Annotated in this window: 21 protein-coding genes; 17 read left to right on the top strand and 4 right to left on the bottom strand. The window is 40.2% G+C overall.

Annotated features, from left to right (window positions below; genetic code table 11):
• Positions 1-12 precede the first annotated feature (12 nt).
• From BM291_RS19005 to BM291_RS18995, 3 genes are all read left to right on the top strand, one after another.
• Positions 13-1119 carry a 6-bladed beta-propeller gene (locus tag BM291_RS19005; RefSeq protein WP_092900530.1) on the top strand — a complete coding sequence of 369 codons (1107 nt, stop codon included), beginning with the start codon at positions 13-15 and terminating at the stop codon, positions 1117-1119.
• Between the two features lie 250 nt (positions 1120-1369).
• A complete protein-coding gene (locus BM291_RS19000) occupies positions 1370-2554 on the top strand; it encodes a DUF4221 family protein (RefSeq protein ID WP_092900527.1) in 1185 nt (394 codons plus the stop codon).
• A gap of 116 nt (positions 2555-2670) precedes the next feature.
• The gene (locus BM291_RS18995; protein WP_092900524.1) at positions 2671-3807 is read left to right on the top strand and encodes a hypothetical protein; all 1137 of its coding nucleotides are present in this window, start codon (positions 2671-2673) and stop codon (positions 3805-3807) included.
• A 16-nt stretch (positions 3808-3823) separates the two neighbouring features.
• Here the strand turns inward: BM291_RS18995 and BM291_RS18990 are convergent, their stop codons facing one another.
• Positions 3824-4519, bottom strand: a complete 696-nt coding sequence (locus tag BM291_RS18990) for an outer membrane beta-barrel protein (RefSeq protein WP_092900512.1) — start codon at positions 4517-4519, stop codon at positions 3824-3826.
• Between the two features lie 316 nt (positions 4520-4835).
• Here BM291_RS18990 and BM291_RS18985 point away from each other — a divergent pair, with 316 nt between their 5' ends.
• Positions 4836-5996: a cellulase family glycosylhydrolase gene (locus BM291_RS18985; RefSeq protein ID WP_092900507.1), complete on the top strand. Its 1161-nt coding sequence runs from the start codon at positions 4836-4838 to the stop codon at positions 5994-5996.
• Between the two features lie 65 nt (positions 5997-6061).
• On the opposite strand, the gene BM291_RS18980 is transcribed toward BM291_RS18985, so the two are convergent.
• The gene (locus BM291_RS18980; RefSeq protein WP_092900502.1) at positions 6062-7387 is read right to left on the bottom strand and encodes a DUF5723 family protein; all 1326 of its coding nucleotides are present in this window, start codon (positions 7385-7387) and stop codon (positions 6062-6064) included.
• 251 nt (positions 7388-7638) lie between these two features.
• Positions 7639-9639: an alpha-ketoacid dehydrogenase subunit alpha/beta gene (locus tag BM291_RS18975; protein ID WP_092900497.1), complete on the bottom strand. Its 2001-nt coding sequence runs from the start codon at positions 9637-9639 to the stop codon at positions 7639-7641.
• Between the two features lie 319 nt (positions 9640-9958).
• On the opposite strand from BM291_RS18975, the gene BM291_RS18970 reads away from it, so the two are divergent.
• The 8 genes from BM291_RS18970 (at position 9959) to BM291_RS18930 (ending at position 20554) form a co-directional block, all read left to right on the top strand.
• A complete protein-coding gene (locus tag BM291_RS18970) occupies positions 9959-11053 on the top strand; it encodes a hypothetical protein (protein WP_092900496.1) in 1095 nt (364 codons plus the stop codon).
• A gap of 351 nt (positions 11054-11404) precedes the next feature.
• Positions 11405-12718: a 30S ribosomal protein S12 methylthiotransferase RimO gene (gene rimO / locus BM291_RS18965; protein ID WP_092900683.1), complete on the top strand. Its 1314-nt coding sequence runs from the start codon at positions 11405-11407 to the stop codon at positions 12716-12718.
• Positions 12719-13122: 404 nt separating this feature from the next.
• Positions 13123-13398: a hypothetical protein gene (locus BM291_RS22345; protein WP_245786917.1), complete on the top strand. Its 276-nt coding sequence runs from the start codon at positions 13123-13125 to the stop codon at positions 13396-13398.
• 440 nt (positions 13399-13838) lie between these two features.
• Positions 13839-15002: a hypothetical protein gene (locus tag BM291_RS18950; RefSeq protein ID WP_092900494.1), complete on the top strand. Its 1164-nt coding sequence runs from the start codon at positions 13839-13841 to the stop codon at positions 15000-15002.
• Between the two features lie 212 nt (positions 15003-15214).
• Positions 15215-16210 (top strand): adenosine kinase, encoded by a 996-nt coding sequence (locus BM291_RS18945; protein WP_092900493.1) that lies wholly within the window; start codon positions 15215-15217, stop codon positions 16208-16210.
• Positions 16211-16414: 204 nt separating this feature from the next.
• A complete protein-coding gene (locus tag BM291_RS18940) occupies positions 16415-17743 on the top strand; it encodes a M16 family metallopeptidase (RefSeq protein ID WP_092900680.1) in 1329 nt (442 codons plus the stop codon).
• Positions 17744-17770: 27 nt separating this feature from the next.
• A complete protein-coding gene (locus BM291_RS18935; protein WP_092900677.1) occupies positions 17771-19819 on the top strand; it encodes a M16 family metallopeptidase in 2049 nt (682 codons plus the stop codon).
• Positions 19820-19825: 6 nt separating this feature from the next.
• Positions 19826-20554 carry a LolA-like protein gene (locus BM291_RS18930; RefSeq protein WP_092900485.1) on the top strand — a complete coding sequence of 243 codons (729 nt, stop codon included), beginning with the start codon at positions 19826-19828 and terminating at the stop codon, positions 20552-20554.
• A 54-nt stretch (positions 20555-20608) separates the two neighbouring features.
• On the opposite strand, the gene BM291_RS18925 is transcribed toward BM291_RS18930, so the two are convergent.
• Positions 20609-22255, bottom strand: a complete 1647-nt coding sequence (locus BM291_RS18925) for a M61 family metallopeptidase (RefSeq protein WP_092900479.1) — start codon at positions 22253-22255, stop codon at positions 20609-20611.
• Positions 22256-22393: 138 nt separating this feature from the next.
• On the opposite strand from BM291_RS18925, the gene rpmH reads away from it, so the two are divergent.
• The 5 genes from rpmH (at position 22394) to BM291_RS18900 (ending at position 25955) form a co-directional block, all read left to right on the top strand.
• Complete coding sequence (gene rpmH / locus BM291_RS18920; protein WP_092900477.1) at positions 22394-22552, top strand: 50S ribosomal protein L34; 159 nt, start codon at positions 22394-22396, stop codon at positions 22550-22552.
• A 52-nt stretch (positions 22553-22604) separates the two neighbouring features.
• Complete coding sequence (gene rnpA / locus BM291_RS18915) at positions 22605-23006, top strand: ribonuclease P protein component (RefSeq protein WP_092900475.1); 402 nt, start codon at positions 22605-22607, stop codon at positions 23004-23006.
• An 86-nt stretch (positions 23007-23092) separates the two neighbouring features.
• Positions 23093-24754 (top strand): S41 family peptidase, encoded by a 1662-nt coding sequence (locus BM291_RS18910; protein ID WP_092900462.1) that lies wholly within the window; start codon positions 23093-23095, stop codon positions 24752-24754.
• A 5-nt stretch (positions 24755-24759) separates the two neighbouring features.
• A complete protein-coding gene (tsaB, locus tag BM291_RS18905) occupies positions 24760-25449 on the top strand; it encodes a tRNA (adenosine(37)-N6)-threonylcarbamoyltransferase complex dimerization subunit type 1 TsaB (RefSeq protein ID WP_092900452.1) in 690 nt (229 codons plus the stop codon).
• On the top strand, positions 25446-25955 hold the full coding sequence (locus BM291_RS18900) for a DUF2480 family protein (RefSeq protein WP_092900425.1): 510 nt from the start codon (positions 25446-25448) through the stop codon (positions 25953-25955). Before tsaB ends, BM291_RS18900 begins: the two co-directional genes overlap by 4 nt.
• Positions 25956-26393: the final 438 nt, after the last annotated feature.

The following is a 26393-nucleotide window of genomic DNA, read 5'->3' as shown; positions in this document are numbered from 1 at the left end:
AAATCTATTACAATGAAAAAGATCTTAGCAATTGCATTTTTAACGCTCTTGGGCTGTACAGAAAAGGAATCGGTATCAGTTAAAGTCATTGATTTTGAAGCATTGGGAAAGGTTTCGGTTGACTTGCTGATCGAGAAAGTAATTCCACTGGAAACTGACTCTACTGCTCTCCTCAGCGAATACCTGATGGTGAAATATGATAAGGATGATTTTTTTGTGATGAACTATGATCGTCCAACAGGAATCCACCATTTTTCGAAGGAGGGGAAATACTTGAGAATGGTAGCTGAAATCGGTGAGGCTCCAGGACAGGTCATGGGTGTAAGGAATTTTAGGCTATTCGGAGATGTAGTGCAAGTGAATTCTGGGTTTGGAAATTCTCTGGAGATTCACTCCTTCACAAAATCAGGAGAGCTGTTGAATTCTACTCCCTATCCGATAAATGCTTTTTCCTTTTACCCTATAGATCAGAATGAACTTTGGTTTTATAGCAGTTACAATATGGTGGCGGGCGATCATCGCTTGTTTAAAGCTAATGGGCAGGGGGAAGTTCTGAAGGAATTGCTTCCAAATGATTTCAATGAGAAGATGCTTCCAATTGATGAGCAATCCTTTTTTGAGGGTGATAACGCGGTGCTGTTCAGGGAGTCTTTTATGACTAGCGTATATGAGTTGAGTGAAGGAGATTCATTGCGAGAAGTTTACCGCTTTGATTTTGGAGCAACCACAGTTCCTGAAAGCTACTGGGAAATGGATGCTTTTGCAGGGTTTGAGATGATAAGCAAACAAGGCTTTTCAAATCTGAATTTTTTGCAAGCAACGGAGAAGTATTTATTGGCAGACGTAGTCACTCAGAACGAAAGTGGTCAGAAGAAGGAATTGTATATCTGGAATAAGTCAACCAACAAAGAGTTCAAGATTGTAATAGATGAGGATGAACAAGGATATTTTAATTCTCTGATTGGGCTCGAAGGTGATCAGCTTGTATTTATCTCCTATGCACCTTATTTGGTGAGAAATAGAGAAACGCTAAATCTAAGTCCTGAAGCAAAAGCATCTTTGTCGTCAGTTACGGAAGATTCAAATCCAGTGATTATCTATGTGAAAATACCTGAGTAGCTTGTTTCTCGTGGCGGCGCAGCGAAGTTAGATAACCTTTGAGGTGTCATCCTGAGCGAAGTCGAAGGGCCTCCTAAAAGGTTTTAAAATCTCCCGCCAAGGCGCTAAGGCGCAAAGTCCGTTTTCATTTATACATCCCTGCAAATTTAAAATTTGATTTTAAATTTGCAGGGATGATTGATTGTATCTAAGCTCTCTTGTCCTATAAATCCCCCCTTTTCCGACTAACTTAGAACCTTAACTCATAGCTATGACTCAATCTACTTTTGTTGCCCTTACCGCACTTTTAGCATCTATACTTTTTTCCTGTTCCGAAAAAGAAACCAATACAACTCCAACAAGCCCAATTCAAGAACTTCAGTTTGAGGTCTATGATTCGATTATGGTGGATTTGCTTGAGCCGGTTACCATTTTGGATTACCATTCCTCAAAGGATCTATATCTGATGAAAAATACCAGAGAAGGAAAGGTGTTTCTGGTCAATGGAAAGGGAGAAATCCTCGAAAAGCATGAACTAGGAGGAGAAGGTCCAAATCAGATTCAACAATTTTATGAAGGTAGGTTTTACGGAGAATCCGGATATGTCTTCAAGGAGCTTTCTATGGAGATGCCTTATCACCTGTTCGACGTTGATTTTAATAAAATCAAAAAAACGAAGGGCACGGTGAAAGAGATGATGATGCTTTCCATCAATTCCAATAAACAGAGTTTTGCAGTGTATGAAGAGGGTGGGAAGTTTAAGTTGGTGGGGGAGGAGCCCAATTCCTATTCAGTGGCTGATATTGATCTAGAGACAATAGGTGCTGATTTTTACAATAAGGTAAAATCAGGATTTATACTTGATTTGGATCAGGACTCCATTTACTACCTAAATGTATATCCTGATGACTGGACTTTTAAAAAAGAACAAAAGTGGATCGGGGCAACTTATCCTAGTTTATCCTTCAACCCAACTACCAAAACCCTGGCCTCCTTACCGCAGATGGGTAATCAACTGGGTATTTATAAGCTGGAAGGAAATACCGCTGTTTATCAAACAGCGGTAGCATTGAGCCATCCTGATCGGGATGGGTATGAGGCTGTTCTTGGTTTGGATGGTTTGGTGTACCCTGGGTTTAACGATATCAAAGCATTTGGCCCGTATCAGATACTTACATTTTTCACTCCAATGCCGGAAGATATTTTAATGGGATTTAGAGCAAAATCAGAGGAATATTTCAGAGATCCGGAATTCAGAGAAGCTCTCATTAAGTATAGAAAGCCCCGCTACATTATCGTCAAAGGAGAACAGCAAATCGGAATCCTTAATGAGCTTCCAGTAGCAGGTGTTGTAAATTTTGGTTTGCCAGATGGTACACTTATCGTCAAAGCTGCTGACGGAGAAGTGGAGCGGGATTATAATCTGTTTTATAAGGTGAGGTTGGTGGAGGATTGATAAATAGAAGTTTATCATTCTCCTTTTACAATTATTAACAGGCTAAACATGTGTTAGTTTCTGAAAAATCTTTAGTTTGTCTTACTTATATTTTTGGTTTATAGAGTAAGACATAGATGAAGAATTTATTGTTTTTGGGGATTATCGCATTTCTAATTGGATGCAATGATGAAAAATCTTCCTCATTGCCTAACTCCCAAATCTCCTTCAGTGAGGAACTGAGTTTAGATTTCGGCGAAGTGGGCATGTCATCAGAAATACCCTTTTCTATTTCTCCGTTAGATCAGAAGAATGAGTCGTTTTTGGTTTTTAATACTTTCTATAGGCGATTGGATACTGTGTCATTTAGCTCAAAGAAAATGAGGCTGGTACCTGGTGTGGAGGTTCCCAAAGAGGGGCCGGGTAGTATTCCTGGTTTTGCTACCTTCAGTTATACAGAGCAGGGAATTCTTTTCTTTACAGCTAATGAGTTTTACTATTTCAAAGATGGAGAGACGATTAAGATTAGGATGAGTGAAGTATTTAGCGATGGTAGTAAATCACTAAAGTCAATTTACGGCTATGATGTAACTAACGGAATATTTAAGTCAGCTTCATTTAAAGGAGATTTTATTAGTATGATTGTTAAGGATTCAGAAACTGAAAAGTATACTCTTATGAAGTATGATTTTGAAACCTTTGAAGAAATACCTTTTTCATTTGATTCGGAACAGATTTCAAAACATAGGATTTCTTTTGACTTTGCTAAAGGATCTACCGTTTCAAATTCTTTTTCTCCTTATTTAACTGTCGCTGATTCTGTGCTCATTGTATCCTATCCGTTTATGAATAAAATAAGTAAGATTGGATTAGATGATCTGAAGCAAGTAGACTTTCTATATGAATCGATGCTTTTCAAGACTCAGAAAGATTTGCCAGAGCAGAAAAATGATTTTAAGGATTTATCTGAATTTATGGAAATTAATTCTAGATGGAGCAAAGATGTCAATTATGGATCTGTATATAGATTAAATAATGGCTTGCTGTATCGGATAGTATTTGAAGCTCAAGATGAATCTCCTAAGAAATTTTTAGAGTTATTTGATAACTCACTTAAAAAGATAATTGAATTTGATCTCACAGCCATTCAGTCAAAGCTGAAACCATTTTATATCACAGTAGAAGGAAAAATCCTTATACAATCCTCCAAAGATCCAGATGAGGATGTTTTTAAGTATTATCTGATATCTGTTGATTCCGCAGGAGTGAATTAGTACAATTCAATGTTTCTCACCTAAAAGCATCATAAATCACTATTCCTACAGAACCTGTAATCAGCTGTAGCGGACTTTGTCGGGGATTGTAGTCAAATTCTCCGTTGCCCTTATCTGGTAAAAAATTAGTATCAGCTCTCGTCAAGAATCGCATTATGCTTCCGTCTTGATAATTCACTCTCAATTCCAGCTTGCCGCCTTCTATGAATGATAACGGCAGTTGAATTCCCCCGCCGATCTTGTACGCAAATCCCCAGTCCTGCATATCTATGCCTACTTCCACTGGATCCTCAAAAATGGATGCACGTATTTGAAATCGCGAATACAGGTAATTTGCCCCAGCTTGGATCTCTACAAAAGGGGTGATTTTGCTCGACTGCGTCGGTAAGTATCTGAACACCGCCATTCCGGAAGCATAGTTATTATTCCTCCTGAGCCTAAACTCTTCCGAAAACCCTGGATACAAATCGTCCCGCTTCTCCAGCTTAGTTCCGTAGACACCATAGCCTACTTCCAGACCTACTTGAAAAGGTTGGGTTTGAAATTCATACAGTAGTATTCCGGATAGTGTTGGGAAAAATGTCTTATCCACTTCTTGCTTTAGATTGGATGCAGGGAATCCGCCGTTGAGATGCCCTCCAGCTATGAAAAATTGCGCTTTAAGACTTGTAGCACTGGCTAGAAAAAGAAGAATGAGTAAAGATTTCCGCATAAGCTTAGAGTTAGTTATGTAAATCCGCAATTGCACCAGTAAGGGCCTAAAAGCGACTTCTAATATGGTAAAAATTGGCATTTAGGCCACTTCGGTCATTGGTCTCCCGATAACTATCGGGACGTCCTGTAAAGCAAAGAAACTATCGCTACTGGCATCATTGCGGACAATCATAATAGTTAGTTATGCATACGGGACAAATAGGTCGATTTGTTTAGAGAATTCCAAAAAGATAAATAAGAAGCCATTTATGTATTGTTCAGCCAGTTGGCTGTATGACTTTAGTATCTTGATGGTATCAAACCTATAATAACCTATGAATACCTCAGATTCCCGAAGGGATTTTCTCAAGAAATCCGCTTTGCTTGGTACAGGTCTTAGCTTAGCTGCCAGTACCTCGCTTCAGGCTTTTGCCGAAGTTGCCAAATCCAAAAACAAACTACCCGCCTGGAAAGGCTTTAACCTACTGCACTTTTTCTCAGATCATCCAGATCGAGGTAGGCCCACCAAACCAGAATACGTGAAATGGATAGCCGATTGGGGATTTGATTTTGCCCGGATTCCTATTTCCTATCCAAGCTATCTGGATATAGATCGAAGCAGGCCTATCCGTCCAGATGAAGTGATGAACTTTGACGAAAGCCGTTTGGAGAAAGTGGATGAGCTGGTCGAGCGATGCATTTCCCAAGGATTGCATGTGAGCCTGAATCTCCATCGAGCACCAGGCTTTTGTATCAATGCAGGATTTGTAGAGCCATACAATCTCTGGAAAGATCAGGAAGCCTTAGATGCATTCTGTGCGCACTGGGAAATGTGGGCGGGCCGTTACAAAGGTATTTCTAAGAAGAACTTGAGCTTCGATTTGGTCAATGAACCCTATCAGCGTCTCGATCCAAATGATCAACATAGCCCCGGAGGACCCGTGGATATGTTGGATTATCATCGGGTGGCTGAGGCTGCGCTAAATACCATCAAATCCGTGAAAAAATCCCGATTGGTGATTGCTGATGGAAACGGCGGAGGTGGGACAGCCATGCCTGAGTTGGCGGACTTGGAGCTGGCGCAAAGTTGTCGAGGATACCATCCTTTTCCAATATCACATTACAAAGCCGGATGGGTATATAAGGATCCGGAAAGCGTTCCTCCAGTGGATTGGCCATTGACACAGGGAGAAAGGATTTTAGATATTGAGGAAATCAGGAGGTATTATGCGCCTTGGATAGCTTTGATTGATCAGGGGATAGGCGTTCACTGTGGAGAATGCGGTTGTTATAATGAAACGCCTCACGACGTGTTCTTGAGCTGGTTCGGTGATGTGTTGACGGTATTAAAAGAAAATGGAATTGGCTTCGGGATCTGGGAATTCTCAGGGACTTTTGGAGTATTGAATTCTAGCAGAAAAGACGTGGAATACGAAGATTGGTACGGAGAGAAGCTGGATCGGAAGTTTTTGGAGTTGCTGAGGGCTCAGATTTAATCACTAAATAGGATATTTGGAAATAAAATGAAAAGGTCAGGGATTTCGAAATCCCTGACCTTTATTTATTCTGACTTTTTATAAAGTGGAATTTTCAACCCGACATATACATCTGCACTGCGGGAAGATCCTGAAATTAGATTCGTAAGAATAGAACCTGAGCCTATAGTCACGGGACCGGCGCGTAGCCCAAATCCCCATGCTAGGCTGGAATCATACTGTCGGAAGCTAAGTGGACTGTAAACACTAATCCATCTCATCTCATACCGGGGAGTGACTGAAAAGGAATTGATGATATTGCTCACAGGCACATCAGATACTTTTTTGGCGGAAACAGCACCTTGTGCACTTACAAAGAATCTGTTAGTGATACTGTAATCGGCAAAAATCTGAATGGCAGTGGGTAAGCCGAACTTGGCTGCTTCCAGCGTTTCTGTGCCGTTATAGTTATCGTCTAATACTTCGTCCAAATCTTTTTCTTCAAATTCATTTGCATCAATGGTAGCATTCATATCGTAGCGAAAATTACTCGTTGCTTTATAATTAATTGCTCCAATATCCGTCACCGAAAGCCCTACTCTAAATTTATATGGATTCTCATGCCTGTTGTCTATATCTCTAAATTCATAGACGACGCCTAGATCTGCTCCAAAGCCTCCACTGACATCTGAAAAGGTAATTTCTTCAGTATCAAAACCTGAAGTGTAACCATAATTTAGACTACCAGTAGTAGTAAGAGATTCATTATCTGCACTATAATTGGCAGTCAAAAGCGGGCTCAAGCCAAACAATCCTCCAGCCCCTCCAAGGTACTTGAGGGTAGCTCCGGCTTTCAAAAAGTGCTTGTCTTTCTCTAGAACTACCCTTCCGTAGGTAAGCCCAATTTCGGCCCAAGCATGTACAACTCCAGACAAGTCGTTCATTGAGATATTGAAGTTGTCTATATCTTCATCACCGTTTAATACTTCGTAAAGTTCTCCTCCGATATTATGGAGATTGAAAAATGCCCGAACCCGTGTAGTAATAGCAATACTATTTTTTTGATTTAGGTTGAATAGAGCTGAGGGGCCGAGGATATCCACATTGCCGAAGAAATTGTTTTGATCCATAGGGTTTTTCTCCGCATCGGTATTGAAATCAAAACCGTCACTAAAATTTTTCAGGTTACTCAAATCAACACTTATGAAGTCATTTCCCACAAAAGCGCTGGCAGAAAATAGATTTATATCCAGTTTCATTCTGGAATCCGCTGCATTTGCAGGATTAATAAGCACGGAATGCACTCCCGCATAATTGTCAACGGTGCTACCGATGAATGATTGAGCATTTGTCAAGGTTACAGAAGTAACCATTAATGCTACTATAAGTGTTAAGCTACAGTTTTTTATCATGATAGTAATTTTTAAAAATGATTTGAATAAAAATTAGTTAGAAGAGACATTTGTGAAAAGCCTTATTTGAAAAATCCCGTTGCCTCTTTACGATATCTAATCGTAAAGAAAATTACTTAATTCAAAATAAACAAAAAAGATTAAGAAGGGTTTATTCAGGTATGAATTAGAAGCTGCGGGTCATATTAATTTCTGCTATTCTGGGATGATATTATCTAATAATAGAACTATTATGAGAAATCATACACGTGTTAATAAGCTAGCAGTTCCTTTAGTTTCTGGCTAAACCGCTCTACAGGAAGAAACTGTTTTTCCAAGTTTGGCGCAAAAGGTACTGGCGTATCCAAACTGCCTTCGCGCATGACATGAGCATCCAAGTACTCAAAGCAATGTTCTGAAATCCATGCGCAGATTTCAGCACCGATTCCACCAGTCAAGCAATCTTCCTGTAGGAAAATAACCTTACCAGTCTTCTTTACGGTGTCTTTCACAGCTTCCTTATCCCAAGGTAAAAGTGTACGCAGATCAAGAATATCAGCAGAAATCCCAAGTTGTTCCACTGCTTTAACCGCCCAATGAACTCCCATTCCATAGGTGATGATGGAAAGCTGATCTCCGGTTTTCGCCAAAGTCGCTTTGCCAATTTCCACCGTGTAATACTCATCTGGAATCTCGGCGCTGATGGATCTATACATTCCCTTATGCTCAAAATAGAGGTAAGGATTTGGGTCTTCGAAGGCTGCATTCAGCAAGCCTTTGGCATCGTATGGATTGGATGGATAGACGATTTTTAGCCCTGGAGTATGGAAAAACCAAGCTTCGTTAGATTGTGAATGAAAAGGACCTGCAGCCATTCCAGCTCCAGTTGGCATTCTTACGACTACGTCGGCATTTTGACCCCAGCGGTAATGGATTTTGGCGAGGTTATTTATGATTTGGTTGAATCCTACCGAGACGAAATCAGCGAATTGCATTTCTACCATGGCTTTGTATCCTTTGATGGAAAGTCCAAGTCCAGTTCCTATGATAGCGCTTTCGCAAAGTGGTGTATTACGCACTCGATCAGCACCGAATTGAGCTTTGAATCCATCTGTTATTTTGAAAACTCCCCCGTATGTACTTATGTCTTGTCCCATGAGGATGAGCTTGGAATACTTTTCCATGGATTGTCTTAAACCGTCCGAGATCGCATCGACGAGCCGCTTTTCAGACTTGGGGCTATTTGCTGATGGGAAAATGACTTCCTGCGAAAATGGCGCATAGACATCAGCTAGCTCCGTTTCTAGATTGGCTGAAATGGCCTCCTCAGCAAAGGCGATTTCCAAGCCATCATTGATCGCCTTTTTGATTTTGGCGTTGATCTTAGTCTTAGTTTTTTCATCCAAAACACCGATTTTTTCCAAGTAAGCTTCATAGTTATCTACTGGATCCAATTTCGCCCAGTCTTCCATGAGTTGCTTGGGAACGTACTTGGTGCCAGAGGCTTCCTCGTGTCCTCTCATCCGAAAAGTGATTGCTTCTACGAGCACTGGACGGGGATTTTGACGTATATCTTCTGCCAGACTTTTGATTGCTGTATAAACTTCAAGCACATTATTTCCCTGAATTCGAATGGCTTCCATTCCATAGCCAGGGCCTTTTTCAGTGAAATAGTTGAAAGCGAATTGCTCTTCACTCGGGGTAGAAAGCCCGTAGCCATTATGCTCTATGACAAATATCACCGGCAATTTCCACACTGCTGCCACATTCAACCCCTCGTGAAAGTCACCTTCCGAACTTGCTCCATCTCCAGAAAAGACGACAGTCACTTTCTTTTCATGCGATAGTTTATCCGCCAATGCGATCCCATCGGCGATAGCCAATTGAGGACCCAAATGCGAAATCATCCCAACTATATGATGTTCAATCGACCCAAAGTGAAAGGAGCGATCACGGCCTTTGGTGAAACCTGATAGCTTTCCCTGAAACTGAGCAAACAGTCTTTCCAATGGCATATTTCTCCCCGTGAAAATCCCTAGGTTTCTGTGCATAGGAAGGATGAACTCATCAGTTTGAAGAGCGTTTACTACTCCAATCGAAATGGCTTCCTGTCCCCAGCCGCTAAACCATTTGGAAATCCTGCCTTGACGAAGTAGAATAAGCATTTTCTCCTCGATTCTTCGCGGCATGATGAGCGATTCATAAAGCTCCAATAGAGTTATATCAGATATATCTTTACGATCGAAAGCTAGAATTTGAGTGGTGGTTTCCATAGAATGGTGATTTCCATTCTAAGTTACAGGAAGCAAACAAAAAGCCAAAGGATCTATAGCGCCTTGCCAAAAGGCCCCGACGTGAATCGGGGCGAAAAATAAATGCAAGGAGTTAAAAAGTTTGCTGTACGTCTCAAAAGTAGTAAAAGGCGCTTGCTCCAAGCCATGAAGCGAGTTAAGCTTAGTTTAACAATATGTCTTATGAAATGATCTTAAGATAATATTGGATTTTGAGGCGAAAAAAAATGATGGTTAATGTGCTGGTGTCCAAAAGAAACTGGAAATTACGGCAGCAACTTTAACCCAAAACCTAGCTATTATGAAACGCAAGTACTTTCTCTTTTTATCCTGTATTTTTCTTTTATCAGCATTTAGTGCTTTTTCCCAAACTTCCCGTAAGACTGTAGTCAGCATCTCTGAAGGGAAATTCTACATCAATAATGAATTGACCTATTCGGACAGAAATTGGAAAGGAAATCCAATTGAAGGTTTGTTGATGAATTCGAGAATGGTGCAAGGAGTATTTGATGACTTGAATGCAGAGACTGTTAAAAACTGGCAATATGCTGATACCAGGAAGTGGGATGCAGATCGGAATACGGATGAGTTTGTGGCAAATATGTCCGTTTGGAAGTCGTATGGGCTTTTGTCATTTACACTGAATCTACAAGGCGGAAGTCCCTATGGCTACTCACAGAGTCAGCCTTGGATCAATTCCGCTTATACAGAAAGCGGAGAACTGAGACCAGCATATTTCAAACGATTGGAGCGGATTTTAGATAAAGCTGATGAATTGGGCATGGCGCCAATGTTGGGTCTATTTTACTTCGGACAAGACGAAAATCTAGCCGATGAAAAAGCTGTCGTAAATGCTGTGAGCAATGTGATTGATTGGTTGCACAGCAAAGACTATAAGAATGTGCTAATCGAAGTGAACAATGAATGTAATATTCGCTACGATCATCCAATTCTTCAGCCTGAGCGAGTTCATGAATTGATAGAGCTGGTGAAAAGCAAGGAGAAAAATGGCTATAGATTTCTAGTTAGCACCAGCTATGGTGGAGGCGCGGTGCCGAAGGAAAATGTAGTGAGGGCTTCTGATTATATTTTGCTTCATGGGAATGGCGTAAAAGATCCGAATAAGATTATCGAGCAGGTGGAAGCGACGCGCCAAGTGAATGGATACACGAATAAACCAATCGTTTACAATGAGGACGATCACTTCAACTTTGATCAGGATTTAAACAACTTTACCGCTGCTGTTTCTGCCTATGCATCTTGGGGATACTTTGATTACCGCATGAAAGACGAGGGATTTGAAGAAGGTTATCAAAGCGTGCCGGTTGATTGGGGGATCAATTCCGAGCGGAAAAAAGGATTTTTTGAATTGCTGAAGGAGATTACGGGGTATTGAGAGAATTTGAAATTTGCGTAAAGAATGCAAGAGGTTCTTTTTACCGCAGAGCCGCTAAGTTCGCAGAGAAGAATCGCAAAGAGTAGGAATTGTTTGTTGTACAAATCGTTTATAACTCTTTTTAAGCCTTCTACTATTGAAATACTAACCTTTGCGTTTTACTTCGTGTTCTCAGCGACTTTGTGGTAAAAGATAAAAATCAACGCTTTTAGTATTCAAGAGCAATCGCTTCTTACCTCCCGATTTCGATAGGTAAGAATTTTTCAATCTTTTAATTTTCCAATTTTCCAATTCAAAATTTCGCTTCGCACTTTTTTGTCTACCTTTGCAGCCTCAAAATGTAGGAAAACTGTGAAAGCGAGAACGTTAAAAAAAGACAAAGTCAATATTGTAACCATGGGTTGCTCCAAGAATCTTGTTGATTCGGAAGTGTTACTTACCCAGCTTCGAGGTAACGGCATCAACGCCAGCCATGAGTCTGGTACGGATGACAATAACATCATCATTATCAATACTTGTGGGTTTATCGACAATGCAAAGCAGGAGTCTATTGACACTATTCTGCAGTATGTGGAGGCCAAAGAGCAAGGTTTGGTGGACAAAGTCTATGTGACGGGATGTCTTTCGCAGCGCTACAAAGATGATCTGGAGAAGGAAATTCCTCAGGTCGATGCATTTTTTGGTACCAGGGATTTGCCAGCTATTTTGAAGAAATTCAAAGCAGATTATAAGCATGAGTTGGTTGGAGAGAGACTATTGACTCACTCTTCTCACTATGCTTATATGAAGATTTCCGAAGGTTGTGACAGACCTTGTTCTTTTTGCGCGATTCCTATTATGCGTGGAGGACATATCTCCAGACCAATTGAGGAATTGGTGAAAGAAGCTCAGCATAAAGCAGCTGGCGGAACGAAAGAGTTGCTTTTGATCGCTCAGGATTCTACTTATTACGGACTTGATATTTACAAGAAGCGTAACCTAGCTGAGTTGATGCGTAGACTTTCTGATGTAGAGGGAATCGACTGGATTCGCTTGCATTATGCCTATCCAACTGGTTTCCCTATGGAAGTCATTGAGGTGATGAAAGAGCGTGATAATATCTGTAATTACCTGGATATTCCTTTGCAACACGGTTCTACGGATGTATTGACAGCGATGCGTCGTGGTACTACTCGTGAAAAGCAAGAGAATTTAATCCATAGCATACGTGATGTTTTGCCAGATATCGCTATCCGTACGACGCTGATCGCTGGTCATCCAGGTGAAGGCGAGAAAGAATATCAGGAAATGGTAGACTTCGTGGAGCGAATGAAATTTGAGCGCCTAGGAGTGTTTACTTATTCTCACGAAGAGAGTACGCATGCTTATACGATGGAAGATGTTATTCCTCAGGAAGTGAAGCAGGAGCGTGCAAACCATCTGATGGAGATTCAGGAGCAGATTTCTTACGATCTGAACCAGGAGAAAATCGGTAAAACTTTCAAAGTGCTAATCGACAAAAAAGAAGGTGGACACTTCGTAGGTCGTACCGAATACGATTCTGTGGAAGTGGATAATGAAGTACTGATCGATGCTTCCAAGCATTATTGCCGAGTTGGAGACTTTGTTAATGTGAAAGTAACTGATGCAACAGAGTTTGATCTGTATGCGACGGTAGAGGAGTAGGATGAAATAAGTCCTGCTTCTGGAGAAGCAGGACAACAATGCTAGTTATGCTGCTTCTCCAGAAGCAGCATTTTCTTTATTTTTATATTCCAGCTTTCGAAGCAGCATTTAAGTAACTTTTAAAACTGATTTTTATGAGGCCATTTCAAGTTTCTGATCAGCATGCAGTTTATTTTTTGACATTAACGATTGTCGACTGGATAGATGTTTTTACAAGGAAAGAATACAAGCTAGAAGTTGTTGATAGCCTAAATTTCTGCGTTGAGAGAAAGGGATTAGAGATTTTTGCTTGGTGCTTAATGAGCAATCACCTCCATTTGTTGTGTAGATAAAAAGAGGCTTTTAGATTAAGTGATATTATTCAAGATTTTAAAAAATTCACTGCTAGAAAGATTTTAGCCAGTATGGAAAGAGAATCAATTGAATCCAGAGCAGCATGGATTTTGAAAACTTTTAAGGAAAAGGGCGCGAATCAAAATCGAATAACTAATTATAAGTTTTGGGTTGATGGATTGCATGCAGTAGCAATAGAATCAAATCATTTTTTGGAACAGAAACTGCATTACATTCATCAAAATCCGGTTGAAGCTATGATTGTAGATGAACCAGAGGAATATTTGTTCAGCTCCGCGAGAGATTATGCTGGTAGAAAAGGTTTGGTAAAAGTAGAATTGTACTAGTTCTTAGAGTACTGCTTCTGGAGAAGCAGCACAACAAATCGCAGGTTATGCTGCTTTTCCACAAGCAACATTTAAAAACATTAAATTATGTTGATTTTAGTCGGTTTAATCCTATTTGGATTGGGTGTTTATTTATACCGTAAGGTTATTCTACCTGATAAAGTGGGCTTTCACAAATTCAATTACGAATACAAATTCAAGAGAAATATTTTTATCTACTGCTTATTGACATTAGGTGGCATTACGGTAGTGAGAGAATTGATCATTTGGATTTGGTTTTAGGTTTCTTTAGTTCAGCTTCTGGTGAAGCAGGAAAACTTATCTTTTCCCATTTCATAGTTTGTACTGCTTCTGGAGAAGCAGCACAACTTAGGCAGCACAGCAATTGATTTTTGCCCTTTCACCTGATCTACCTAATTTAGCATTCTAAAATCACCCGAATGAAGTTGATCGAAGTTACCACAGCTGCCCATCAGAAAGAGTTTATCGAGATGGCTGTCAGGTTGTATAAAAATGAAAAGAATTGGATTCGGCCTCTTGATGCTGATATCGAGGGGCTTTTTCACAAGGAAACAAACAAGCTTTTTCGGAATGGGGCAAAGTCCAAGCGCTGGCTTTTGCAAAATGATAAAGGAGAAACAATCGGACGTGTAGCAGCTTTCATCAATCCAAAGATGAAAGAAAAGCAACCAACTGGAGGATTGGGCTTCTTTGAGTGTATCAACGATCAGACAGCAGCTTTTCTACTTTTTGATACGGCGAAATCCTGGCTTGAAAGTGAAGGAATGGAAGCCATGGATGGTCCAATCAACTTTGGTGAACGTGACAAATGGTGGGGATTGCTCGTGGATGGATTCACTGAGCCGAACTACAATATGCCGTGGAACTTCGGTTATTATCAAAAGTTCTTCGAAGAATACGGCTTTCAGATTTACTTCAAGCAATTCACCTACGCTAGAAATGTGCAAGGTTTAGGCTTTGATGCGAAAATGATAGCCAGAGCCAAGGTGGTTACAGATAATCCGGATTATGAATTTCACTACCTGAAAGGCAAAGAGCTGAAGGAAAAAGCTCCAGAATATTTCATGACCGTATATAATAAGGCTTGGGCGCGACATATGGGGAAATCACTTGCGCTGAAAGAAGCACAGATGATGTTTGCCAAGATGAAACCGATCATCGACGAAAAGCTGATTTACTTTGGCTTTTATAAAGGCGAGCCCGTTTCATTCTTTATTCAGATTCCAGAAATCAACCAGATCTTCAAACATGTGAATGGAAAGATGGATCTGATAGGTAAACTCAAATTCCTTTGGTACAAAACCTTTTCACCGCCTAACAAAATGCTCGGTTTGGTGTTTGGAGTAGTGCCGGAGCATCAGGGAAAAGGGGTGGAGAGTGCGATGATTATTACTTACGACAAGATGAGTGGTAAATCTGATTTCCAGTACAAGACCATCGAGATGAATTGGATTGGAGATTTTAATCCGAAAATGATGCGTGTGTGTGAGCAGCTTTTGGCAGATATTTACAAGACGCATCATACCTATCGGTTTTTATTTGATCGAGAGAAACCTTTTGAGAGACACCGCATATTCGATTGATTTACGATATCTGAATTACGATTTGCGAGGTCTTTTTATGCTATTGAGATATTCTCCTAATTAACCTTTGAAGTCTCTTTATGCCTAATCTTTCAAAAGTAACATCGAATGAAGAACACTGAATTTCGAATAATGAAGTATCGCTAACTTCTGAGCCCAATCTTCCAATTTTAAAATATTTCAATTTTCCAATACAGAATACAGAATAAAAAATGAAAAAATACGACGTAACCGGCATAGGAAATGCCTTAGTAGATATAGAGTTCAAAGTAAAAGATCAGTTTTTTACAGACAATGGAGTTGAGAAAGGTTTGATGACTTTGGTAGATGAGGATCGCCAAAATGCATTGATGCAAGTGATCAATACCGAGCAGGCTAAGAAACAATGTGGAGGATCAGCTGGGAATACAGTGATAGCACTTGCTCAGTTTGGAGGCAAATCCTACTATTCCTGCAAGGTTGCAAATGATGAGCTAGGTCATTTCTACATGAATGACATGAAGGATGCTGGAGTTTCTCACAATCTCAACGAAAGCAATTTGGCTGAAGGAATCACAGGGAAATGCCTAGTGATGGTGACTGAAGATGCTGAGCGTACGATGAATACATTTTTGGGAATCACTGAGACCTATTCCAGGGCAGATGTAGATGAAGTAGCGATCAAAGATTCGCAGTATTTATACATAGAAGGCTATTTGATTACTTCTGAGAATGGTAAGCAAGCGATGATTCATGCAAAGAAAACTGCTGAAGAAAATGGTGTGAAAGTGGCCTTGACATTCTCTGATCCAGCGATGGTGAAGTATTTCAAAGACCCGATGACTGAGGTGATCGGAGCGAGTGTGGATTTGCTTTTTGCAAATGAGGAAGAAGCGATGATTTTCACTGGCAAAGACAATTTACTAGAGGCTCGTGAGGAGTTGAAAAAGGTAGCTAAGCACTTTGTAATCACGCAGGGTAAAAATGGTGCGATGATTTACGATGGAGATACATTTATCGATATCGAGCCATATGCTACCGCAGCTATTGATTCCAACGGAGCAGGGGATATGTTTGCTGGAGCATTTATGTATGGCATTACCAATGATCATAGTTATGCTTCGAGTGGTAAACTTGCATCGATGGCAAGTTCGAAGATCGTAAGTCAATTTGGGCCAAGACTACAAGGACATGAAGCGAAGGAGATTTTAGCAAAGCTAAATCCATAAAAATAAGGCTCTGGGAATTGATTTTTCAGAGCCTTATTTTTTATTAATATTTTATCCTAAATTTTTAGATTACAATTAATAGTATTTTTTTAGGGTAAAATTGTGATGAATGGTTTTATCAGCGTCGGATTAGGCTTTTGAAAAGACTGCACTGATAGATTTGCTTCCAGAATAATGAATAAGAATAAAATCCAATATACTATGATGAGAAAACTTACTGCTTTGGGGTTAGTAGCAGGGATGCTAAGTGTCCCGGCTTTTTCACAAACCAAAATTGAGTTCAAGGAATTTGACTTGGACAATGGGCTGCATGTGATCATGCACCAAGACAATACCACGCCAATTGTGGTGACATCAGTTCTTTACCATGTAGGGTCAAAGAATGAGCAGCCAGACAGAACTGGTTTTGCACACTTTTTTGAGCACCTGATGTTTGAAGGAACTGAGAATATCGACCGTGGAGAATACATGAATATCATCCAAGCACACGGTGGTACATTGAATGCCTACACGTCAAATGACATTACTTACTACTATGAGTCATTGCCTTCCAATGAATTGGAACTGGCACTGTATATGGAAAGTGAGCGTATGCTTCACTCTAAGGTGGATATGACAGGAGTGGAAACGCAACGGGAAGTTGTAAAAGAAGAAAAGCGTCAGAGCTATGATAATAGACCTTACGGAAGTATTCTAATCGAAACTCTGAAAAGATCTTATACCGAGCATCCTTATCGTTGGGCACCAATTGGTTCACTGGATGATTTGAATGCTGCTTCTATCGAAGAATTCCAGCAGTTTTACAAGGATTTCTATGTGCCAAACAATGCGACTTTGACCATCGCTGGAGATATAGACTACAAGACGACGGAGGAGTGGGTGAAAAAATACTTCTCTGAAATCCCTAAGGGGACGAAAGCTATTTACAGACCAGATGTAAAGGAACCAAAGAAAACTGCAGAGATCAGAGATATTATTTATGACAATATTCAGATTCCTGCGGTGATTCAGGCATACAATCTTCCTCCAAAAACGGATAAGGATTCTTATGCGATGTCTATGCTTTCTACTTACCTGACTGGAGGGAATTCTTCCTTGATGACCAAAGAGTTGGTAGATAAGCAACAAAAAGCGCTAGCATTGGCTGCGATTCCATTGGATTTGGAAGACGGTGGCATTTTTATCATGTATGGAATTACCAACATGGGGGTAGAACCAAAGGATCTGGAAACAGAAATAGATAAGCTGATCAAGCAGGTGCAGGATCAAGGAATCTCCGACAAGGATTTTGAAAAACTTCAGAATATCATGGAGAACAACATCGTGAGTGGAAACTCTTCGATGGCAGGAGTAGCGGAAAACCTTGCGGAGGCTCACGTGATTTATGGTGATACACAATACGTGAATAAGGTGATGGAAGCATACGGTAAGGTGACTAAGGCTGATTTGCAGAGAGTCGCCAAAGAATATTTGACACTAGACGGTCGCGTAGTTTTGTATTATTTGCCAAAGCCAGCTGAACCAGCTCAGTAATTGATTCACCTTAACAATCGAAATGACATGAAGAAAATAACAATAGCCTTTGTATTGAGCCTTTTGGTGTCTGTCGCGAGCTTTGCTCAGGTGGACAGAAGTCAATTCCCAAAAGCTGGGCCAGCGCCCGTAATTAAAATAGGCGAGGCAGAGACTTTTACCCTAGACAATGGACTGAAAGTTTTTGTAGTAGAGAATGATAAACTCCCTCGAGTTTCATTCACGCTAGTACTCGAAAGAGATCCATTATTTGAAGGCGACAAAGCCGGCTTGACTGGTTTTGTAGGTCAGATGATGATGGCAGGTACTACCAGCAGGACCAAGGATCAGATAGATGAAGAAGTTGATTTCATTGGAGCTAATCTCGGTGTTTCCGCTACTTCCGTTTCTGCATCATCACTTAAAAAGCATCAGGGCAAAATTCTTGACTTGATGGCTGATGTGTTGTATAATCCTGTTTTTCCTGAAGAAGAATTGGAGAAATTGAAGAAGCAATCGCTGACGGCTTTGGCTACTAGCAAGGATGAGCCAAATGCTATCTCGGGTAGACTTTCCAATGCGATGGTGTACGGAAAAGATCATCCTTATGGTGAAGTAACCACTGAAGCTTCACTGAGTAACGTGAGTGTGGATGATTTGAAAACTTATTATAAAACTTACTTTAAACCGAATATTGCCTACTTGGCAATTGTAGGTGATATGACTAAGGCAGAAGCGGAGAAAGTAGTGAAGGAGCATTTTTCAAAATGGAAAAGTGGAGATGTGCCGAAATTCACCTATGAGGCTCCGGCTCCAGCGACCAAAAATGTAGTAGGCTTGGTGGATCGCAGTTCATCGGTGCAAACTGTGATTGATATTGCTCAGCCAATTGATTTGACTCTTGGTGATGAGGAATACATTGCAAGTAGAGTTTTGAATCAAATCTTTGGTGGAGGATCTTCCTCTAGGCTTTTCATGAATCTTCGTGAGGACAAAGGCTACACTTATGGCGCTTATTCTTCATTCGCTGCAGACAAACTTATTGGACAATTCTCTGCTAGCGCTTCAGTTCGTACAGAGGTGACGGATTCTGCAGTCTATGAATTCATCTATGAAATCAACCGATTGGTAAAAGATGGAGTAACTCAGGAAGAATTGGATAAGGCGAAGGCTAACCTAGCTGGCTCATTTGGAAGATCTCTAGAAAGCCCGGCAGCGATAGCGAATTTTGCCTTGAATATCGAGCGCTATAACCTTCCTAAAGATTACTACGAGACTTACTTGCAGAAAATGAATGCCTTGACCGTAGCTGATATCAACAAAACTGCTGTCGATCTGATAGACCCAAGTAAGCTTTATATCACTGCTGTAGGTAATGGCGCAGAGATTAAGGATAAACTGGCACAGTTTGGTGAAGTGACGGTGTATGATAATATGGGCTTTCCTGCTAAAGAAATGGCGGCTGTAGATGCTGACATGACTTCTGAAAAAGTGATTGAAAATTATATAGCTGCAATAGGTGGAATGGATAAGGCAAAAGCCATCAAAGCTGCGAAACTAGAAATGGTAGCAGAAGTGATGGGGACACAGTTGACCATTCAATTGATCCATGATGATGCTAATATGAGATTTGCGCAAAAGACGCTCGTGGGAGGAAATGTAATGCAAACTTCCGTAGTGAAGGATGGAAAAGGAACTGCAAGTGTGCAAGGTCAATCTATGGCTATGACAGACGAGCAAGTGGATGCGGCAAAGCTAGGAACCTATTTCTTGCCTGAATTGCATTTCGTAGCTATGGGATATACTTTGAAGTTGGACGGAATTAAAGATGTGGAGGGAACTCCTGCATACAAGGTAATTGTGACGACTCCATTGGGATCTACTGTGAATAACTATTACTCAGTAGAGTCTGGATTGAAAATTAAAAATGAGAACCCTGTTTCAGGAGATACCTTTTATAGTGATTATCAGGAGAAAAATGGCGTTTTGATACCAATGACTCAGACCATCAAGTCAGCTATGATTCCTGTGCCTCTAGAGGCTAAAATCACAAGTATTGAAATCAATCCGGAATTGACTGAAGCGGATTTTAACTAATTAAATATGAAAAAAATAATAGTAGTATTAGCACTTGGCTTGCTAGCAGCGCCAGGTCTTACGCAAGCAAGTGTAATAGAGAAAGAAGTTTCATCTAAAAGTGTTGTTGAGAATTCTGTCAAAGAAGTAATTGATAAGTATATCAAAGCAATTGGTGGAGAAGCGAAGATGAAGGCAATTTACAACGTGGAGATGAACATGGAAGCCGAAATTCAGGGCATGAAATTGATCATTTCTGGTGTAACCGATCAGAAAAATGAGAGGCTGCTGAATGTGACAGAAGTGAACGGTAATGTAATGTCCAAGACTATTGTGAAAGATGGAGCTGGAACTGTTACTGCCATGGGGCAGGAGCAATCTTTGACAGACGAACAGGTGGCTTCTGTATTGAAAAATCAGATTTACGCTTTCCGCGAATTGTATTTGGATGAATTGGGGATCAATGTCACCTATGAAGGAACTGAGGAGGTGGAAGGCGAGCAAGCTTATAAGCTGTCTTTTGAAGCTGGAGGAGATGCTAATACCACAGAATACTACAGTGTGGCGACAGGTCTGAAAATTCAGACAAAATCAGACATTGTAGGTACTATGGTTTACAAAGATTACAAAGAAGTGGATGGGTTGATGATGCCAATGGCTATGGAAATCACGAACAGTTTGATGCCAATGCCATTGAAGGCTAAGGTTACTTCTGTTAAATTCAACCAGGATTTAGATGATTCTGTCTTCAATTGATTAGAAAATAATGTAAAAGTATATTGGGCTGTCCGCAAAGACAGCCCTTTTCTTTTAGCCATTTATCCAAGCTTCTCTTTTGGAATTGCTTTTTTTGTCCATGATGAAATGGTCTTGAAATAAGATCTCTTTTGAAATTGATAATTCAATTTCCAGATTTCTTCCAAATCGATCGATTGATAAGTTAATTCCGCTATTTGTTAGTGTTTTAGAGGTGATCAAATCACCTATTATAAGCTTTTTGTAAGCCTCGCTGTTTGGGTGAAGTTTAGTTATTTTGCCTTCATCTAGGTTGATTATACCATAAGTAGAAGATAAGTTATCTTCTCTATTTTTGGTTTCAAGTTCGAAGCCTAAAGAAGCGAGATGCTTCCCTACTACAGGGAAAATATCTTCTTTTCCTATGATAAAATCTTCATAGAATTGATTGAAATAAATAGTGTGATCAGTTTGCGAAAGCACGACTTCCCATACCTCATCTAGGCTGTAGCCGATTTTAGGTTTCCCGAAACGCTTCCACAATATCTTCATCACTTCATGAAGGGAAGAGTTTTCGTCCAAGAGCATAGCGTCTAGGCAAAAGGCGATCAAAGCACCATGGGTATAGATACTTACCTTTTTGTCAGGAATTCCAGCTACATATCCATCTATCCAGAGGTCAAAGCTAGATTCTAGGATGGATTGACTTCTCCAACCGAAGTTCACAGATTCCCTGTTCAGTACTTTTTCAAAAGTTTCAAAGTATTCCCGAAGTGAAAAATAGTCTGATTTCAACAGGAAAATATCTCCCATATAGGTGGTGATACCTTCTACTATCCATCCCGCTTCGTGATATGCTTCTTTAGAAAAGTCATAAGGCATTATTTCTTTTGGTCTGATCTGACAGACATTCCAAGCATGGTAGAGTTCATGACAACTCACGCCCATGAGTTCATTCATATGCGCTCGATCTGCCAAGCTTTCCGCAGGCCCAAACGTAATCACAGTCCCTCGTTGATGCTCCACTCCATGATAATGAGGATAGGGTAGGAGTTGATAGATGAAATGATATTCGTCGACTGGAAATTCTCCAAATGCTTCGATTTGTTTCTCTGTGAATCGTTTGATGTTCGCTTTGAATTCAGCTAAATCAAAATGTACTTCCCCACGAAGCCATAGATGAAATTTTACCTGATCGATTTCAAACGACTCATGAATCAAACTATGCGAAGCTAGGAAGCTACTATCCGCCAGTTGCTGGAAGTTAGAAGCAAAGAATTCGTTGTTTTCTGCTGGTAAAGTAGTGCAGGATTGGAAGTTTTTGGGATAGAAGACTTCCACTTGGATCTTTTCGTCTGAGCTGCCTTCCACGTCAAAACAGCAATTGACAAAGTTCAGATAAATCTGTTCGTCGTCTACCCAGCAAGAACCCGCATCCATCTTCGCGCAGTAATATTCGTAGCTTACTTCGTACTCACCCACATGATCAGGAGTGAATTCCCACAAATCTTTAGTGAGTTTGGAGGCTAAAACCTGCTTTCCTGCAGGTGTGAAAACGATGAGATTCCGAATATTTTGAACGTAATTTGCCAATTGATATCGCCCTGCTCGCCAAGCAGGAAGTTGTAGTCTTACCTGCGAAAGATGCCTCACAGGGATGAATAGCTTGATTTCTATGAATTGGGAAACTGGATTTGTTGATTTTATGTGGTATTTAATCATTGTGAAGTTGAATGATTTCAAACAAATGTTTTTTGCCTTGTTTGAATTTTAAGAAATGGTACTTATCTTTGCAGTCCTTTTCAGGGGTGAACCTGGGGAACAAAGAAATAGAAAGCAATTAGATAAAGATATTCGATCATGAAAAGAACATTTCAACCTTCTCGTAGAAAAAGAAAAAACAAGCACGGCTTTAAAGAAAGAATGTCTTCTGCTAACGGTAGAAGAGTACTGAAAGCTAGAAGAGCAAAAGGAAGACATAAATTGTCTGTTTCTTCTGAAAAGACATTGAAGAAGTAATTCTTAGCACTGATAATATAATTGTATGTTTACATGCAATTAAGTCCTTGTGATGAATTACAGACTCCCAAAAAGTGAGCGGCTTCATGCCGACAAACTTATCAAGGAACTTTTTAACGAAGGTTCCTCTTTTTTTTTATACCCATTTAAAGTCCAATTTTTTGTTAAAAAGGACCAGGGTAGTGGAACCTCGCAGGTACTTTTCTCCGTTTCGAAGAAGAAGATCAAAAAAGCCGTCGGGCGTAACTTCGTGAAAAGAAGAATACGCGAGGCTTACAGGCTTAACAAAGCTTTGATCCCACCCACTGCTCCAGCTATGTCCATTGGCTTAATATATGTAAGTTCGGATTTGATGGAGTTCTCAGACATTCAGACAAAAATCACTCTGGTTCTTAAAAAACTGGCCAGCATTGTAAGCGAAAACCAAAAACAACATGAAATCGAGCAAGACTAAAAAGTCACACGCTAGGATGATTGTGAACCCTGCGAGATTCCTCCCGATAGCTATTGGGATCGCCATTGAAGATAAATTATAATCATATGAATAAATCATTGAAAAAATCCCTCCTGATCTTCGTGTTGGGAGCGTTTGTACTAACAGGGTTTTTTGCATTCAAAGCTAAGAATGATAAGTTATTTGCAATAGCTAAGAATATTGACATTTTCGCGACGCTCATAAGAGAGTTGGATTCCTATTATGTGGATGATATTGATCCGGATGCATTGGTGACTATCGGTATCAATGCAATGCTGGAAGAGTTAGATCCTTATACTACCTATGTGCCTGAGGAGGATTCAGACGATTATCGTATGATGACTACCGGGGAATATGCTGGAATTGGGGCTTTAATAGGAAATAGGGGAGAAGGAAGTATGGTCATTATGCCTTACACTGGTTTTCCAGCTCAGACGGTAGGTTTGAAGATTGCTGATTATATTCTAAAAATAGACACTACAGATGTTACCACTTTGGGAACTGCGGATGTGTCCGCACTTCTCAAGGGTCCCGTGAATACACCTGTTCATTTGCAGGTTAAGCGAGATATGGATACGCTTGAATTTGACATAGTCAGAAAGAAAATAGCAATCAAGAATGTTCCTTATTATGGGAAACTTGATGAAAAAACAGGTTATATCAAGTTGGCTGAGTTTACAACCAATGCTTCAACTGAAGTTAGAAATGCCTTGGTTGACTTGAAAAGCCAAGGAATAGATCGTTTGGTGTTAGATGTGAGAGACAATCCAGGTGGACTAGTAAATGAAGCCGTTGAGATCATTAACCTTTTTATTCCAAAAGGGAAAGAGGTTGTAAAGACCATTGGTAAGCTTGAAAATGTGAATTACACCTATAAGACTACCAAGACACCAGTGGATAAAGATATTCCTATGGTTGTATTGCTCAATGAGCATAGTGCATCCGCCTCAGAAATCGTAGCGGGTACACTGCAAGATTATGATCGCGCAGTTTTGATTGGTAGGAAATCATTTGGTAAAGGCTTGGTTCAAACAACCGTGCCGCTGACTTACAATGCTCAGATGAAAGTAACTACGGCCAAGTACTATATCCCAAGTGGACGTTGTATTCAGGCAATTGATTATTTGCAAAGCAGAGAAAGCAATGAGTTGGTTACTGTTCCTGACTCCTTGAGAAAGGTGTTCTACACTAAAAATGGTAGAAAAGTATTGGATGGTGCGGGAATTGAGCCTGACAAAAAAATGGAGCAGAAAAGCTATGCGCCAATTTCTTACAGTTTGGTGGCTAGAAATCACGTCTTTGACTATGCTACAAAGTACTTCTACGAGCATGCTAAGATTGCCGATCCATCCAGCTTTGCTATCTCGGATGCAGATTATGATGGTTTTGTAAAATGGCTTGTCGGAAAAGAATACGATTACACTACCTACTTAGAGAAATCTGTGGAGGATATGCGAAAGAATGCAGAGAAAGTAGATTACTATGATGAGATCAAAGCTCAGATAGATTTACTTGAAAAGAGAGTGAATCATAGCAAAGAGCAAGATTTGGTTACTAATAAGGAGGAGATCAAAGAAATCCTTTCTCAGGAAATCGTGTCTAGGTACTACTTTCAGGAGGGAATGATTCAAACTGGATTACGAGGTGACGAAGATGTGATGCTTGCAAAAGAGTATTTGAAGGAACCCGCAAAAATTAAAACAATACTAACCGCCTCTTCAAAATAAGATCTATGGCAGTTATTTTATCACTGGAGACTTCTACTACCATTTGTTCCATATCGCTTCATCAGAACGGAGTGTTGATAGGAGAGAAGTCATTAGACGTTCCGGGAGCTCATTCTGAGAAATTGATGGGGATGATAGAAAGTCTCCTTGATGAATGTCAGTTTACGATAAAACAAGTTAATGCTGTTGCAGTATCTGAAGGACCTGGATCTTATACGGGATTAAGAATTGGTGTTTCAGTAGCCAAAGGTTTGGCATTTGCTGGAGACATACCGTTGATTGCAATTAGTACGTTGAAAGCACTGTCTTATGGAGCGAAGTCACAGGTAGAAGATTTTGGTTTGATTGTAGCAATGCTAGATGCACGCCGGATGGAAGTTTATCGAGAAGTGTTTGATGAGGATTTAGTTTCTGTCAGAAAGCTAGACTCGGAGATCATCGATGAGGAATCGTTTTCCGATTTGCTCGAAAAGGGTAAAGTCTATTATGTAGGAGATGCGGTCGAGAAAGTGTCTAAGGTAATTCATCACGAAAATGCGATCTTTTTAGACGTAGCAATCTCAGCGGAGTATGTAGGTGCTTTGGCCTTTGAAAAGTTTCAAAAAGGAGAGTTTGCCGACCTGGCATATTTCGTCCCAAATTATCTGAAGGAGTTTAAAGCCCTTCAGTCCAAAAAGAATCCATTGCTTATATGAGTGAAATAATAAATAGAGTTGCAAGTAGCCCGATTATTACAATTAACCTGGAAGAGATATATCCTAAGGAAGAACGCGTGATGTTTGACCTGAAGCCTTTTCTCTTTCAAGAGTTGATTTTGCGTGAAAAGGATTTCAGGGCAGCACTAAAAGAGGTTGATTGGGCTCAATATGACAATAGATGGGTTGCGATTACTTGCACTGCGGATGCAATTGTTCCCAATTGGGCATTTATGTTAGTAGGTACTTATCTTCATTCCATCGCTCGAGGCTTCGCTATTGGCGATCTAAAGGAGCTTGAAGTAATGATTTGCGAAGATTGTTTAAGGGAATTAGACCTTGATTCATTTACAGATAGGCCAGTTGTGGTTAAAGGGTGCAGTGATTTTCCTATTCCTTTATTCGCCTACGGCAAAATAATTTCACTGGTACAAAGCCGTGCAAAATCAATTATGTACGGAGAGCCATGTAGTACGGTACCCCTCTATAAAAAACAAAAGTCCTGATAATTAATGGACTGCGGAAATACACCTGATATTTAACGATTTTCTTTGCACCTGCTATTGTCTCTAAAATAAAAAGGTAGATATTTGCACTCCCAAACAACGCGAACGGCTGAGGAAAAGGGAAGAGTCGGAAGGCTCAGAAAGTATTGAAAAATTAAATTTTGCAAAGGGTTTGGAAGTCAAAAATGATCTCTTACCTTTGCGCTCCCTTCAGGACGGAAGGGGGATAAAGCGGATCGGGTTTAGTCTCTGAGAAACTTTAGAAATTAAATTTTGCAGAGAGTATTGGAAGTTAAAATTATCCTCTTACCTTTGCACTCCCTTCAGCAAGGAAGGGGAAAAAACGGAACGAAAATCGAAAGATTTGAAGCTCTGACAAGAGTCACAAATGCGTGGCACTAAGTTCTTTGAAGTGATGTAAGACAAAAAAAATAGTAA

Origin of the sequence: Algoriphagus aquimarinus (genome assembly GCF_900112005.1) — a bacterium.
Taxonomy (GTDB): Bacteria; Bacteroidota; Bacteroidia; order Cytophagales; family Cyclobacteriaceae; genus Algoriphagus; species Algoriphagus aquimarinus.
The sequence above is the reverse complement of the archived record's forward strand: the minus strand, read 5'-3'. Positions and strand labels throughout refer to the sequence as shown.

Coding starts and splice junctions, on each gene's coding strand:
- rpmH (WP_092900477.1), top strand. CDS start 22,394: ATGAAAAGAACATTTCAACCTTCTCGTAGAAAAAGAAAAAACAAGCAC.
- BM291_RS18980 (WP_092900502.1), bottom strand. CDS start 7,387: ATGATAAAAAACTGTAGCTTAACACTTATAGTAGCATTAATGGTTACT.
- BM291_RS18930 (WP_092900485.1), top strand. CDS start 19,826: ATGAAAAAAATAATAGTAGTATTAGCACTTGGCTTGCTAGCAGCGCCA.
- BM291_RS19000 (WP_092900527.1), top strand. CDS start 1,370: ATGACTCAATCTACTTTTGTTGCCCTTACCGCACTTTTAGCATCTATA.
- BM291_RS18900 (WP_092900425.1), top strand. CDS start 25,446: ATGAGTGAAATAATAAATAGAGTTGCAAGTAGCCCGATTATTACAATT.
- BM291_RS22345 (WP_245786917.1), top strand. CDS start 13,123: ATGGAAAGAGAATCAATTGAATCCAGAGCAGCATGGATTTTGAAAACT.
- BM291_RS18925 (WP_092900479.1), bottom strand. CDS start 22,255: ATGATTAAATACCACATAAAATCAACAAATCCAGTTTCCCAATTCATA.
- BM291_RS18940 (WP_092900680.1), top strand. CDS start 16,415: ATGAGAAAACTTACTGCTTTGGGGTTAGTAGCAGGGATGCTAAGTGTC.
- BM291_RS18985 (WP_092900507.1), top strand. CDS start 4,836: ATGAATACCTCAGATTCCCGAAGGGATTTTCTCAAGAAATCCGCTTTG.
- BM291_RS18970 (WP_092900496.1), top strand. CDS start 9,959: ATGAAACGCAAGTACTTTCTCTTTTTATCCTGTATTTTTCTTTTATCA.
- tsaB (WP_092900452.1), top strand. CDS start 24,760: ATGGCAGTTATTTTATCACTGGAGACTTCTACTACCATTTGTTCCATA.
- BM291_RS18995 (WP_092900524.1), top strand. CDS start 2,671: ATGAAGAATTTATTGTTTTTGGGGATTATCGCATTTCTAATTGGATGC.
- rnpA (WP_092900475.1), top strand. CDS start 22,605: ATGAATTACAGACTCCCAAAAAGTGAGCGGCTTCATGCCGACAAACTT.
- BM291_RS18975 (WP_092900497.1), bottom strand. CDS start 9,639: ATGGAAACCACCACTCAAATTCTAGCTTTCGATCGTAAAGATATATCT.
- BM291_RS18945 (WP_092900493.1), top strand. CDS start 15,215: ATGAAAAAATACGACGTAACCGGCATAGGAAATGCCTTAGTAGATATA.
- BM291_RS19005 (WP_092900530.1), top strand. CDS start 13: ATGAAAAAGATCTTAGCAATTGCATTTTTAACGCTCTTGGGCTGTACA.
- BM291_RS18950 (WP_092900494.1), top strand. CDS start 13,839: ATGAAGTTGATCGAAGTTACCACAGCTGCCCATCAGAAAGAGTTTATC.
- BM291_RS18935 (WP_092900677.1), top strand. CDS start 17,771: ATGAAGAAAATAACAATAGCCTTTGTATTGAGCCTTTTGGTGTCTGTC.
- BM291_RS18910 (WP_092900462.1), top strand. CDS start 23,093: ATGAATAAATCATTGAAAAAATCCCTCCTGATCTTCGTGTTGGGAGCG.
- BM291_RS18990 (WP_092900512.1), bottom strand. CDS start 4,519: ATGCGGAAATCTTTACTCATTCTTCTTTTTCTAGCCAGTGCTACAAGT.